The sequence below is a fragment of the Bradyrhizobium japonicum USDA 6 genome (assembly GCF_000284375.1).
In the GTDB taxonomy this organism is placed as follows: Bacteria; Pseudomonadota; Alphaproteobacteria; order Rhizobiales; family Xanthobacteraceae; genus Bradyrhizobium; species Bradyrhizobium japonicum.
Genome location: NC_017249.1, coordinates 6,394,727 through 6,408,696, shown reverse-complemented (window position 1 = coordinate 6,408,696; position 13,970 = coordinate 6,394,727). Strand labels below are relative to the sequence as shown.

Here is a 13,970-nt window from a genome sequence, read left to right as displayed (position 1 = left end):
TTTCATTTGAACGGATGCCCTCCCGTCCTCATCTGCTCAATGATCCCGCGCAACTTGCTTCAGGCAGAATCACCATGGGAATTGTTCGCTTCGCGCTGCGGTTTCCGCACACGTTCTATGTGCTTGCGGCGCTGATCCTGTTCCTCGGCGGCATCGCGATCTGGTCGATGCCGACGGACATTTTTCCGGAGATCCGCATCCCCGTCGTCACGGTGGTGTGGAGCTACACGGGCCTGTCGACGCCTGAGATGGAGCAGCGCGTCAGCACTTACAGCCAGTATTCGATCAGCGCCAATGTCAGCGGCATCAAGAACATCGAGGCGCAAACCCTCAACGGCCTGTCGGTTCAGAAGATCTACTTCCAGCCGGACGTCAATCTCGACCTCGCGATTTCGCAGATCGTCTCGGCAACCAACGCCATCCGCGCCCTGATGCCGCCCGGCATTCAGCCGCCGATCATCGTGCAGTTCAATGCATCGAGCGTACCGGTGCTGCAGCTCAGCCTCGAGTCCAATAGTCTGAACGAGCAGCAATTATACGATTTCGGTATCTATCGTATCCGGCAGCAATTGGCGCCCGTTCCGGGCGTGACGCTGCCCACGCCTGCCGGCGGCAAGTACCGCCAGATCATGGTCGACATCGATCCGAACAAGCTCCTGTCGCGCGGGTTGACGCCGCTCGACATCGTCAACGCGGTGAACACCCAGAACCTGACGCTGCCCACCGGCACGACGAAAATCGGCGACACCCAGTACACCGTTCGAACCAACGCCACGCCGGCCTCGATCAAGGATCTCAACATGATCCCGGTCAAGTTCGTGAACGGGGCCACGATCTTCCTGAAGGATGTGGCCCAGGTTCGGGACGGCTCCCAGGTCCAGCAGAACATCGTGCGCGAGGACGGTCATCGCGCCGTCCTGCTCAGCGTGATCAAGAACGGAAATGCCTCGACGCTCGCCGTCGTCAACGGGGTGAAGAAGGCCTTGAGTTCGATTCGCGCGTCGGCTCCTGCAGGGATGAAGATCAACGAGCTGTTCGATCAGTCGGTCTTCGTCACCCATTCGGTCGATGGCGTGCTCCGCGAGGGCGCGATCGCGGCGGGCCTCACGGCGCTGATGATCTTGCTGTTTCTGGGATCGTGGCGATCGACACTGGTCGTCTTGATCTCGATCCCGCTGGCGATGCTGTCTTCGCTGGTCGTGCTGTACTGTCTCGGCGAGACCTTGAACACGATGACGCTCGGCGGGCTTGCACTCGCGGTCGGCATCCTGGTCGACGATTCCACGGTGACGATCGAGAACACGCACCGGCTCTGGACCGAGGAAGGCATGCCATTGGCTGATGCGACGCTGCACGGGGCGGCTGAAATCGCGGTGCCGACGCTCGTCTCCACGCTCGCCATCAGCTGTGTGTTCACCTCGGTCGTCTTTCTGGAAGGGCCGGCCAAATACCTCTTCACCCCGCTGGGTCTGGCGGTGGTGTTCGCGATGCTGGCGTCGTATGCGTTGTCGCGAACGCTGACGCCGATCACCATCGGCCTGCTGCTGAAGAGCGAACGGCGCCATGGCGAGGGCGGAAGCCCGTCGGGCATCTTCGGCCGCGCCTCGGCGATGTTCGAGCGCGGGTTCGAACGTCTGCGCAACGGTTACTCCGACCTGCTGTTGACGTTGCTTCGGCATCGCGTCGTTGTGCCGGTCGTCGCGGTCCTGGTGCTGGGGCTCGGGGCCACCATGTTCGTCTTTGTCGGCAGGGACTTCTATCCCCTGATCGACGGCGGCCAGATCCAGCTCCACGTTCGGGCGCCCGCGGGCACCCGCATCGAGAAGACGGAAGCGATCTTCCAGGCGGTCGAAGACAAGATCCGCGAAGTGATTCCGGAGCGGGACCGGGCGCTGATCGTCGACAATATCGGGCTTCCGGCGCGTCCCTACAATCTCGCATTCACCGACGGCTCGACGATCGGCGTGAACGACGGCATCATTCTCGTGTCGCTCAAGGACGGACACAAGCCGACCGCGGACTACGTCAGGAAACTGCGCCAGGTGCTGCCGGAGGCATTCCCGGAGGATACGTTCTATTTCCAGGCGGCCGACATCGTGACGCAGATCCTGAACTTCGGCCTTCCGGCGCAGATCGATGTCCGCACGGTTGGCTACGGCGCCAACAATCTGGCCGTGGCCAAGGAGCTGCAGAAGAGCCTCGCGGCGATCCCCGGGGTCGTCGATGCGCATCTGCAGCAGGAAGTCGATGCTCCGGCGTTCTATGCCGACATCGACCGCACCCGGGCTGCGCAGCTCGGGCTCAACGCCAGCACGGTGGCGACCAATATCAATGTCAGCCTCAGCTCGTCGGCTCAGGTCTCGCCGAACTTCTGGACCGATCCGACGTCGGGCATCCCGTATTATCTGGCCGTGCAGACGCCCGAATACAGGGCCAATTCGCTGAACGCACTGGGAAACACGCCGGTGTCGGCCTCGCTTGCCGCGAGCGGGCAGACGGTGCCCGGCCTCCTCAGCAATGTCGCGACGTTCAAGCGGGGGAGTGTCCCCACCAATTCGAACCAGGCCAACGTCCAGCCGGTGTTTGACGTCTATGCGAGCGTCCAGGGTCGCGATCTCGGCGGCGTCGCGGCCGATATCAACAAGGTCACCTCCACACTCCAGAAGCAGCTCCAGCCGGGTAATTCGATCCAGGTCCTGGGACAGATCCAGAGCATGAATCAGTCGTTCCGCAATCTCGGAATCGGCCTGCTGTTTGCCGCCATCCTGGTCTACCTGCTGATGGTCGTGAACTACCAGAACTTCGGCGATCCCTTCGTCGTCATCATGGCGCTGCCGGCGACCTTGTGCGGCATCGTGACGATGCTGTTCATCACCGGAACGACGCTGAACGTGCCTTCGCTGATGGGGGCGATCATGGCGGTCGGCGTGGCCTCCGCAAATTCGATCCTGCTCGTAACGTTCGCGCGTGATGAGCAATTGAAGGGACATTCCGCGTTCCAGGCGGCGCTGAGCGCGGGCCGCACCAGGATCCGGCCGGTCCTGATGACTGCTGCCGCGATGATCGTGGGCATGATCCCGATGGCGCTCGGAGGTCCGGGCGAGGAGCAGAACGCCGCGCTGGCGCGCGCGGTGATCGGCGGACTGCTGTTCGCAACCCCGACGACATTGCTGATCGTGCCGTACCTCTTTGCCATGCTGCGCAAAGGTAACGATGGCAAGCCTCACCACGGCGTATTCGAGGAGCAACCGGAATGAGCGACGTTCGTGTGCGCACCAATGACGAAGAGGCGAGGGACCCGCCCGATGCGGAGAGCCGCCGTATCGTCGAGCTCCCCGGCAAGGCCGCGCCGTCCGGACGCCGTTACGGCGGCGCGCTGCTCGGAGGAGGGATGCTTCTGCTGCTCGTGGGCGGTCTCGGCATTGGCGGCTGGCGGCACTATCAGGCGGCGCGTGAGGTCGCTGCAGTGGCGGAGCAGGTGAGAACCGCCATTCCGGAGGTGCGGGTGGCGGCGGTACGGCCCAGCGGGGATCTGATGAAGGTTACCTTGCCGGCGACGACGACCGCGTTCGAGGCAGCCAATATCTTCGCGCGGACCAGCGGCTATATCGAAAAGCGCTATGTGGATATCGGCGATCGCGTCAAGAAGGGCGATCTTCTCGCGGAAATCACGGCTCCGGAGCTCGACCAGCAGATCGCCCAGGCCCAGGCGACGCTGGCGCAAAACCAGGCCGCCTTGCAGCAGGCGCAAGCGAGCCGGGAGCTCGCCGACGTCACCAATGCGCGCGACAGCAATCTGGTCAAGCAAGGCTGGCTGACGGCACAGCAGGGGGACAACGATCGTCTCACGTTGCGCGCACAGCAGGCGGCCGTGGGCGTCGCCCAGTCGAACATCACGGCGCAGGAGGCCCAGATTCGAGTCCTCCAGCAGGAGAAGGCCTATCAGCGCGTGGTGGCGCCGTTCGACGGCGTCATCACACAGCGCAACGTGGATAATGGCAGCCTGGTGCAGGCCGGGTCGACCTTCATGTTCACGCTGATGCATTCCAACGTGATCCGAACCCAGGTCTTCGTACCGCAGGACGAAGCCTTCGGAGTCGCGCCGGGCGTCGACGCGGATATTCGCGTCCCCGAGATTCCGGGGCGGACGTTTCCGGGGAAAGTCACACGCATCGCAAGCGCATTGCAGCCGGGAAGCCGGACTCTGCTGACCGAGATCGACGTGCCCAATCCGGACGGTGCTTTGAGTCCCGGTATCTACTGCACGGTCGAGCTGTCGATCCCGCGCAAGACGCCGTCGGTGACAGTCTCGTCCGATGCGCTCGTCTTCGATCAAAACGGTCTTCATGTCGCGGTCGTGCGGAACGGCATCGTTCATCTGCAGCACGTCTCGATCGCACGGGACTTCGGCACCACGGTGGAAGTGCGCGAGGGGCTACAGCCCGGCGACCAGGTCGTGCTCAATCCGTCGGTGAACCTGGCGGAGGGCAGCAAGGTCACCATTCGCAAGGTCGAGGTTAGTTAGGAACATAGAGATGATCCGGATCGTGCTCGCAATAGCGATCGCCCTGCTGTTGGACTGCCCTTCGAGTGAGGCGCAGGTCTCAACGATGGGCACCACGGCGATGGATCTTCCGACCGTACCGGGTGCGATCGTGACGTCGCCGCTCAACAGTCCGGGTCCGTTTTCCGCAACAACCGAGCCTGGCGTTCCCGACACGACGCTGGCGCCTGTTCCGCTCGCCTCGGATCCGACGACGCCGGGTACGGTCGTCGTCTGCGCCACGCCGTCGACGTCCCCGGTGCCGGTGCCGGCGACCCCGATCGTATCGAGCATCGGCTCGACAGCGTCAGGCATCGGCGCTCCGCTATTGCCGGTGACAGGGCAAACTGGCAGCTCCACCGGAACGATTCCCGCAGCGGCACCGGCGGGAACGGGGGCGACGGTCGCATGCAGCTCGACGCCGGGAGGGCTCGCGACAAGCGCTGCGTCCCTGCCGCTCTCGATCCCGCAAGTGCCGTCCAGCCTCGCGCCCGGCACGATCCTGGCGGACACCAGCGCCGCCGGCGGCACTGGCATCGATCCAAATGCCGCCGTCATGCCGAGCCCGAACAGCACGGCCTGCGCGGAAGGCGTCTCTATGAACCTCGCAGCGCCTGCGACCGTGTTGCCGGCCAACGCTTCAGGCGCGGCGCCAACGCCGGGAGTGTCGCCGATCTTGCCGCCGGGATGCTGAGGCGCCGCCGCTACAGGACTCTCGTCGCACCGCGTGGGGAACGGGGGACGACACTTCGGCTGGCATCGCCTTGGCCGAACCAGCGCTTCACGTTGCCGGGCGTAGCTTCAAGACTTCGGCGTCGGGCGGCAGCATCGTTCCACCGTCCCGGTATTTCCAGTCCACCATCACGCCCTTGTTGCCCCGTACAGTGGTGCGGCCGACGAAGGTCCCCATGGTGCTCTGATGGTCGATGGAACGCCAAATCGCCGGGCCGAACGGCGTTTCGAAGCCGACGTTGCCAAAGCCGTCGGCCATGGCCTCGGTATCGAATCTCCCGAGCTTCGCGATCGGCGCCACGATGGAGCTGATCAAGGCGTGACCGACCACGGATCCCATCGTGGGAGCCTCGCCATATCGTGCGGAATAGGCCGAGACGAAAGCGTTGTTGGCGGGATCCAAAACCTCGGTCACCGGATAGCCGGTCACGATCCATCCTTCCGGTGCGTCCTGCCCGAGGGGAAGAAGGTATTCGGGTTCGCCGGTCGTGAACGACACGACGTGTCGCCCTTCGAACAGGCCACGATCATTGCCTTGCCGGACAAATCTGGCGAGATCGGGTCCAAACGTGACGTTGAGGATCGCTTCGGGCTTCTGCTGCGCGAGGGCGTTGACGACCACGCCGGCATCAATGGCACCCAGCGGCGGCCACTGACTGTTGATGAACTCGACGTCTGGACGGCGGCGGCTCAGAAGCTGCGTGAACCATCTTACGGCCGACTGCCCGTATTCGTAGTTCGGGGCAATCGTCGCCCACCGCGTCGCCTTCAATTGAGCTGCCTCCTCCACCAGCATGGCTGCCAGCATGTATGTCGAGGGGCGGAGCCGGTAACAATATCGATGTCCCTGCTCCCAAACGAGGGCGTCGGTGAGCGGTTCGCTCGCCACGAAGAGGATCCGGTTTTGCCGGGCGAAGTCGCTGATCGCCAGTCCGACATTCGACAGATATGCGCCTGCCAGAAGATCGACGTCATTCCGCCGCACCAGTTCTTCGGCGGCACGCAGCGCGACGCTCGGCTTGCCTTCGTCGTCCCGGCTGATGACCTGCAGCTCTCGCCCGAGGAGGCCCCCGCTCGCATTCAGCTGTTCGACCGCCAACTGCCAGCCGCGACGATAGGGCAGGGTAAACGCGGGCGCGCTGCTATAGGAGTTGATCTCGCCGATCCTGATCGGTCTCGTGCCCTGGGCGCGGATGATGCCGGGCGAAAACACCGACGCGCCAACGCCGCCTAAGACCTGTCGTCTGGAGATGCTCATCTGGTAGGATCCGGAGGATTGGGGGTGAGGGCTGGTCCAGCGCTGCAGGACATGCCGTCCCGGTCGATAGATCAGCAACCTAGTGGCAGGTGCAGGACGGGGCCCCGTCGTCGCCGCATGTCGAAATCGAGATGCCCGGACTTGCAGCGAGACCGCGCGCAAAGGCGAGCGCGGGAAGATCGACCTCCCGATCGAACAGAGCGCTGACCGGACCGACGAGATCAAGCGCGGTCTGCTGGCGGTCCGACGCCGCCATGATCCTTGCCCAGGCTGCCGCGACCTTCAGCTCGTAGAAGCGGCATTGCTGCTCTCTGGCAACGGACAGGCCCTCGGAGAACAGGACTTCCGAGCGGGACCGATCTGACGAGCCATCGGCAAGCAGGATCTCGCCCTTGATCCGCAGCAGATCAGCAAGGCACCATAATTGCTGGCCTTGCCGGGAGATGGTCAGGGCATCTTCCACGGCGGCCAGGGCCTGCGCAGTCTCGCCGACCGCGAACAGTCCTTCGGCGAGCGATCCGAGAAATTCGGGATTGCGCATCAGCCAGCCGTTCTCGGCCCGCGCTTTCAGTCCGCTGCGCAGCAGCTCTATTCCATCGTGATGTCTGCCTTGCAGGACGAGCAACTGCCCCTTCAGGCAGGACGTCCAGCTCGTCCAGAAAGCTATTCCCTCGCGCGTGACGAGCTCGAGGAGAGACGCGATCGCTTGATCGGCAGTGGCGACATCATGCGTCATCAGCGCAATGGGGCACACGGCGTTCCGGAGCGCGTAAGCGATCGCGAGCTTGTCCTTCTCACGCTGCGCCTCCTCGAGGCATTCCGCGGCCAGGGATCTGCTTTGGGCGATCTTTCCCTGGAGCAGCAGCACGCGGGCTAACATGGCCTTTGCTAGGACGCTCTGGTTGAGCAGGAACCACATCTGGTTCGTGCCGTCCTTCAATCCATGAGCCGAGTGGTTCAGGGAGAGGGTCAGTTCGCGTCGAGCTTCCTCCTGTGCGCCGTAAAAATGGGTGGCGGCGCCGATCAGGCGGCGGCCTACCGTCTCGTTGGCGGGGTTTCCCGTGCGAAGGGCGATCTCCAGATATCGCTCTCCGACATTCTTGGCCGCGTCGTATTGGCCCGAGTTGAGATTATAGCTCCACAGCGTCCAAACAGCCTTGAGCTGAAGCTCGAGATCGGACAGCTCTTCGCCGAGCGCAAGGCCGATGTTCAGGGCCGCTTTCATGCGATCCGCCGAGCCAGTCGTATTGAGAAGCGCGAACCCCAGCGCGACATAGAGCTGCGCCTTGAGCCTTGGATTGCAGGTCAGCTTCCCGTCGAGATGGGCGAGAGCGTGCTCGATCCGGGTCGAGCATTCCATGAAGGACAGCAGTTGCATCCACACCGGCACAAAGCCGGCCGTCAGTTCTACGCCGAGCGCGGCATCGCCGCCGGGTGCGAAGGCCCAGTCGAGCGCCGCATGCACGTTTCCAATTTCCTGGGCAAGGCGGGCGAGATCGTCGGAGGCGGGGGAGGCATCGCCCAGTGGCATGATGAGCTGCCTGAGAAAGCCTGCATGCCGCCTGCTGGCCTGCTCGCACAGCCCTGCTTCTGCCAGCTTCTCCAGGGCGTAAGCGCGGGTGGTCTCCAGCAGACGCCACCGCCCTTCGAAGGAGGGATCGAGCGAGACCAGCGATTTTCCGACCAGATTGAACAGTGTTTCGATGACGTCCGACCGGGACAACGCGTCGGCCATCATTGCAATGGCCGCATCGAGTGTGAACCCTGCCGGAAACACCGCGAGCCAGCACAACAGCCTTTGCTCGTCGGGCGACAACAGATCGTAGCTCCAGTCCAGCGTCGCTCGCAGGGTCTTGTGCCGCGGCAGTTGGTCCCTGCGGCCGCCGCTCAGCAACTCCATTCGCCTGTCCAGGCGAAGCAAGACGGTGTCAACCCCAAGATTCGCGGCCTGAGCCGCGGCAAATTCCAGCGCAAGCGGAATTCCGTCGAGCCGGCGACAGATGGCAGCCACTTTCAGCAGATCGTCCGCGCCCGGAGAGAAGTTCGCGCGTAGCGCCTGTGTGCGAGCGACGAAGAGCTGCACGGCGCTTGCCTGCAACAGCAAACCGGGATCACGCAAACCAGAGTCAGGAACCGACAGCGGCGGGATGGCCGCGACGTATTCGCCATCGATGCGGAGGCCTTCCCGACTGGTCGAAAGAATTGTGACATTCGGACAATAGCGAAGTGCAGCACTCGCGATCTGTGCAGCGACGTCGATGACATGCTCGCAATTGTCCAAGATGAGAAGCAGACGCCGTGACCCGATAGCCTGGGCGATGCAGGCGGCCGAAACCTCCTTGTCACTCAAGGCCAGCTTGAGCGCCCGCGCGGTGGTCGATGTCGCAAGTCCCGGATCATGCAAGGTCGCGAGCTCGACCAGCGCCACCGCACCATCGAATGATGATGCGACCAGGCGCGCAAGTTCGATGGCCAGCTTTGTTTTCCCGATGCCGCCCGGGCCGACCAAAGTCACGGCCCGATATGCGAACATAAGTTCGGCAATTTCGCTCAGGCAATCCTCGCGCCCGATGAGAGGAGCGCGCGTGTTCGGCAGGTTACTCGAAAAGGAGTCGACGGTAGGGACGGATACCGATGTCGCTGCGGGCTGATCCAAATGCCCGCTTCGCCAGGTCCCGGCGAGGGTATATCCACGGCCCGAGATTGTCTTGAGGAGATCGCGATCTTTGCCCAGCGCCTTGCGGACGGCGGAGATATGAACCTGGAGCGTGTTGTTTTCGACGGCCAGGCCTGACCAGACACTTCCGATCAAATCATCCTTGGTCACCAGGTGACCGGCGCAACTCGCCAGTTTCTCGAGAATCTCGAATGCGCGGCTTCCGATCGGGACCGTGATGTTGTCGCACTTCAGCTCTCTCCGCTGGCAATCGATAAGCCAGTTACCGAAAGAGTAGGTTCGTACGGCGGGCGAAGGCGACATAAGGGGGGTCCGTGGATCAACTTCACTGCCGCAATCTAGGAGAGTGACGAGACCCCCAAAGATCACCGCCCCTGCAAGATTCTGAAAGCGTCAGTATGCCCAGGTGTCCTACAGGGGAGGCCGTTGGGGTGTCAAGACGACCTTCTCAGTAGTCGGCCGTTCGCCATGGCTAGCTCGTTGCCTGCTACACGAGTTCGTGAGGACGAATGAGAGTGCCAAGATGGGAGAGCGGGCCGGAAGGAGCGTGCAGCACATCCCGACAGCAACACACGGCAGGGGATTTCGCGTCGCGACGGTTCAGAAGCTCGGCGGCCTGCCTGGTCTCTTCGATATCGAGCGGCCGAAGCGACACCTGTACACATCGCGAGCTGCAGGATATCGCGCGGTATCTCGATTGAAAGGATGGCACGACGCATCGCTTCGCCGGTGTCGGTATGTCGGCGAAGGAGCCTGAAGTTTCCTGATTTTGCGCCTCTTCACTCGCGATCGGGCCATAGCTTGCTACCTTACTCTGCGATCGATGCGCTTCGCCGGAATGGGGCATCATCGTTCGGATTATCCTTGCAAGAGTAAGATCATGTCTCAGCCATTATTATTGTCGCCACAACCGAAGCATGGCGACACCCAGGCGACCGCCACCGCGGACGACACAGATTTCCGCTCGGCCATGGCAATGGCGTCGATCGCGCCGCTTCCGAAGGTCATCGCCCCTGCCACCGTTTCGCGCGGGGACGATCTGTCCTCCCTTGATGCAACGACGATTGCCTTCGAGCGGCTCGGTCTGGTCATCGCGATCGAAGGGCAGCCACGGCGCAGCTCCAGCATATCACGGTGTAATCCGGCGCGCGACACCGGCTGGCTGCGCGTTGAAATCCCGTGGCAACGCGCGGTCATGACTGCACCTAGTTCTGTGACAACGGCGCCCATTTGTAATGACGATCCGGTTGTTCAGCGCCTGTCCGAAGCTCTCGTCTCGATGGAGCGATTGAAGGCCACCCATAGCGCCCTTTGCGTCGACGCCCTGCGATTTGCCGTCATTGCCCGGCTCCTTGCCTTGCGGTCCGAGGCGCAGCCGAGGTTCGACGAGCGAGCCCGCGTCGGCCAATGCACTTCTGAAAGGCCGGTCCAGGGATTGCAGAAGTGGCGGCTCAAGCGAGTGCTCGACTATATCGAGACTCACTTCCGCAAGAAAATCGTGCTGGCGGATCTTGCCGCGGCTGCGGGCCTGAGCCGGATGCATTTCGCCGCCCAGTTCCGCGCCGCGACGGGTTGCAGGCCGCACGAATATATCTTGCGGCACCGGATACAGCGTTCCAAGGATCTGCTGCGGGGCTGCGAGATGCCGATTGTTGAGGTCGCGCTCACAGTGGGTTTTCAAAGCCAGGCCCACTTCACGACGACGTTCAGGCGCTTCGCGGGTGACACGCCGAGTCGATGGCGAGATGCCGCTGCGGCTGGATTCGATCTTTGAAGCCCTTGCCTCGAGCGAGTAGGCCTACCCTCGTGGGGCCTGAGACGGCAATGGCGAGGTTGGTGGAGTCCGCGATGGAGCCGGCTTCGCCATCCATCATTGTACGCGGCAGATGCCGGGGCTACGCTATTGGGACGGATCAATGCGCCTCGGACATGGCTGGTCGGAAGAACGGGGCTTCATAGGGCCGCCATTCTTCCTCCAGTCACGTCCGTGAGACGGAAGCTCCCGAAGCGCCGAGATGAACCTCTTCAAGTCAGCGCTGACGATTGCCTTGCGGCAAGGGAGCTCGCTCCGGTTGGCGTGCTCAATAGCCCCACTTGGGCTCGCACGGAGGCCGACGCCAGGGGTCGCTCGCATACGCACCGACGTCGGGAGCGCGGACACAGTTGCGCTTGGAGGTCACCGGAACGGGCTGAACCGACGCATAGGCGTCGGCATTGGTCCGGCGCGCTTGGTTGTTGCCTTCGCGAGCCATCGCGGGGGAGGCGATCATGGCCGAAACCATCAGTCCGGCCGACAAGAGCTTCAGTGTAGTCATTGCACGTCTCCTTGACAAAGCGACGCCGGGAACGCCTCGGCTCGCCTGCCAGACATGTGTACGCATGTGTCGGATGAGCAGTGTCAATTGAACGATCACTTTCGCCTTTGCACGAAGTCGTCGCCCGCGCTTCATCTCGAAAGCGATTGCCCGCTAGTCGGGCGAAAGCGTTATCTGGTCCGCATGGCCATTCATGAGCGGACCGAACCATTCCCACGTCTCGCCGGTGAAGCGCATCATTTGGAATTGCTCGATCGGGCGAAAGTCCGTCGGCGATGTCTTGACCCGGACGCCGGGAATATAGGCTGCACCCTCGATATCGAGGTCCGTCGCCACCTGCATGATCCTCTCGCGCGTGAGATCGTCGCCACAGCGCCTCAGCACCTCAACGAGCGCGCTCGACATATTGAATGCCACCAGCGGGCCGCTTTCGGATCGATCTGCGTCCGGATAGTATTTCGCCATGAACGTGCGAAAGTGCTGCATGGCCGGGTATGAGTCCCACTGCGGGTCGGTCACGTCCATCTGGTACCCGGCACTCAAGACTCCCTTCGCGTTGTGCAGTCCTGCGAGCTTCAACACAGAGCCGACCGAAACCGAGACGTTCGTCATGATGTGGACGGGATGCCAGTCCAGCTCCGCGAGCTTCCTGATCGCCTGAGCCGCGAATTTTGGCGTGGCGACATTGATGAAAATGTCGGGGGCGGCCGCCTTGATCGCCACGATCTGCGAGTCGATTGTCGGTTCGCTGATTTCATATGGCAGGCTCGCAACCACCATTTGCGGGTACCTGTCTTGCAGCACGTCCTTCAGGCCAGCCAGATAATCACGTCCGAAGTCGTCGTTCTGGTAGAGGACGCCGATCCTGGCGCCAGGGTGATGCGTCAGGATATAGTCCGCGTAGATGCGTGCCTCGGTTCGGTAGCTCGGTAGCCAGCCGATCGTCCACGGAAAATGGACGGGATCAGCCCAGCGAGATGCTCCCGATATGGCGAACAATTGCGGCACGTGGCGATTGTTCATGTACCTTTGAATGGCGGCGTTGCTCGCGGTACCGAAGGGGGCGAAGATCGCGAGCACTTCGTCGTCCTCGACGAGCCGCCGTGCCTGCTCGACCGCTCGGGACGGATTGTAGCCATCGTCGTAGGAGATGAACTCGACTGTCCGGCCGTTGATGCCGCCATTGTCGTTGACCATGCGAAAATACGCACTCATCGTCCTGCCGATGATGCCGTAAGCCGATGCCGGGCCGCTATAGGGCATGATGTTGCCGATCCTGATCTCGGTGTCGCTCGCACCGGGATCATATCGCTGTTGCGCAGAGGCGCTGGCTGCGCCGGCCGCAGATATGACGGCGCCGATCGCTAGATTTCGCAGGCGCCTCGCAATGTCCGGACTCAAATGGCCACTTCCACCGGTGATCAAGCGATGCCTCCATAGCGCTGCTGGTCATCGTGCCTGCCGAGCGGCGGTATGGCGCCAAGGGAGAGCCTGCTCGTCCAACAGTCGATGGCTGGAGTGTAGCGCGGGACCCGCATCGAGCCGGATTACAGAAGCTGAAGAACTGTGAAGTTTTACAATGGTGTGCGTAGAATTGGCCCGTCATCGGCGCCCGATCTGCGGTGCCTTTGACGCCGTCCCGCCGTTGTCGCGAACAAACGTTCGGAACCGATGATATCGATTGAGGCTCCGGACCCGCGGGGGGCGCCGCATGGCGCGGTCGCACTCCGAGCCGGGTCACAGACGGACATGGTTACGCGGCAATTTACTTTTGCGTGTTGCCGCCGCTTATCGATACCCGTGGCGGTTGTAGATGTGGCCAGCTCCGAACACCCGAGCCGCGCCACCGGGCCGCTCGAGACCCATTCGTCCTGCCGGCGTCAATGCGCCGCCATTCAGCACGTGGCGATCAGGATACATTGATGCAAATGCGGCGGGCTCTTGATCGGCATAGGACCAGGCCGCCGAGGAGAAAGATGACGGGAATATCAGGCTGGGCGCGCGGTTACCAAGGTCTGATGCGTCCTCGAAGCCGAATCTGTCACGGTTGTCAGAGTTGCTCGCGCGATCGTGCGTGGTCGAATCGTGTGCGACGTCCAGTTCTAGGTGCAGGTCATACAACATGAGGAGTGTGAGCCATGAGACTGCTCTGGTTTCTCTGCGTCGTCGCCAGCCTTGCGCTCTCGGGCGTTGCATCTGCCCGCGGCGGCATGGGATCCCACATGTCGATGGAGAGCGGTGGCGCGCTCGGTACGAGCGCTGCTGCACCGGGAACGAACTCGCTTGGCACCGCGCTCCCGTCATCGGAGGGAGTTGGTCATCCGACGAAGGGACCGCTGCTCGGCTCGGATGCGGCCATCGACAAGGAGGACGCACGGGTCGAGAAGATGCTGGAAGGATCCATCTGTCGCGGCTGCTGACGCGCGAGCATTGCGATATTTGCGG

At 62.7% G+C, this 13,970-nt stretch carries 10 protein-coding genes; 5 read left to right on the top strand and 5 right to left on the bottom strand.

Features of this window, described 5'->3' with window-relative positions:
- Positions 1–74 precede the first annotated feature (74 nt).
- The 3 genes from BJ6T_RS30340 to BJ6T_RS47545 are packed head-to-tail and all read left to right on the top strand — an operon-like array spanning position 75 to position 5,237.
- Positions 75–3,257 (top strand): efflux RND transporter permease subunit, encoded by a 3,183-nt coding sequence (locus BJ6T_RS30340; RefSeq protein ID WP_014496373.1) that lies wholly within the window; start codon positions 75–77, stop codon positions 3,255–3,257.
- Positions 3,254–4,525, top strand: coding sequence for an efflux RND transporter periplasmic adaptor subunit (locus BJ6T_RS30335; RefSeq protein ID WP_014496372.1), 1,272 nt, complete (start codon positions 3,254–3,256; stop codon positions 4,523–4,525). Before BJ6T_RS30340 ends, BJ6T_RS30335 begins: the two co-directional genes overlap by 4 nt.
- A 10-nt stretch (positions 4,526–4,535) precedes the next feature.
- The gene (locus BJ6T_RS47545) at positions 4,536–5,237 is read left to right on the top strand and encodes a hypothetical protein (protein WP_028169634.1); all 702 of its coding nucleotides are present in this window, start codon (positions 4,536–4,538) and stop codon (positions 5,235–5,237) included.
- Positions 5,238–5,324: 87 nt separating this feature from the next.
- On the opposite strand, the gene BJ6T_RS30325 is transcribed toward BJ6T_RS47545, so the two are convergent.
- Together BJ6T_RS30325 and BJ6T_RS30320 are read right to left on the bottom strand one after the other, a co-directional pair.
- Positions 5,325–6,533, bottom strand: a complete 1,209-nt coding sequence (locus BJ6T_RS30325; protein ID WP_028169635.1) for an ABC transporter substrate-binding protein — start codon at positions 6,531–6,533, stop codon at positions 5,325–5,327.
- 79 nt (positions 6,534–6,612) lie between these two features.
- A complete protein-coding gene (locus tag BJ6T_RS30320) occupies positions 6,613–9,513 on the bottom strand; it encodes an ATP-binding protein (RefSeq protein WP_028169636.1) in 2,901 nt (966 codons plus the stop codon).
- Positions 9,514–10,090: 577 nt separating this feature from the next.
- On the opposite strand from BJ6T_RS30320, the gene BJ6T_RS30315 reads away from it, so the two are divergent.
- Positions 10,091–10,984, top strand: coding sequence for a helix-turn-helix transcriptional regulator (locus BJ6T_RS30315; RefSeq protein WP_014496368.1), 894 nt, complete (start codon positions 10,091–10,093; stop codon positions 10,982–10,984).
- Positions 10,985–11,291: 307 nt separating this feature from the next.
- On the opposite strand, the gene BJ6T_RS30310 is transcribed toward BJ6T_RS30315, so the two are convergent.
- The 3 genes from BJ6T_RS30310 to BJ6T_RS49715 all read right to left on the bottom strand — a co-directional run bounded on the left by BJ6T_RS30310 (position 11,292) and on the right by BJ6T_RS49715 (position 13,649).
- A complete protein-coding gene (locus BJ6T_RS30310) occupies positions 11,292–11,525 on the bottom strand; it encodes a hypothetical protein (protein WP_014496367.1) in 234 nt (77 codons plus the stop codon).
- 153 nt (positions 11,526–11,678) lie between these two features.
- Positions 11,679–12,926 (bottom strand): ABC transporter substrate-binding protein, encoded by a 1,248-nt coding sequence (locus BJ6T_RS30305; RefSeq protein ID WP_028169637.1) that lies wholly within the window; start codon positions 12,924–12,926, stop codon positions 11,679–11,681.
- Positions 12,927–13,313: 387 nt separating this feature from the next.
- Positions 13,314–13,649 carry a hypothetical protein gene (locus BJ6T_RS49715; protein ID WP_014496365.1) on the bottom strand — a complete coding sequence of 112 codons (336 nt, stop codon included), beginning with the start codon at positions 13,647–13,649 and terminating at the stop codon, positions 13,314–13,316.
- 14 nt (positions 13,650–13,663) lie between these two features.
- Between BJ6T_RS49715 and BJ6T_RS30300 the strand changes: the two genes are divergently transcribed.
- Positions 13,664–13,945, top strand: coding sequence for a hypothetical protein (locus BJ6T_RS30300; protein WP_014496364.1), 282 nt, complete (start codon positions 13,664–13,666; stop codon positions 13,943–13,945).
- Positions 13,946–13,970 lie beyond the last annotated feature (25 nt).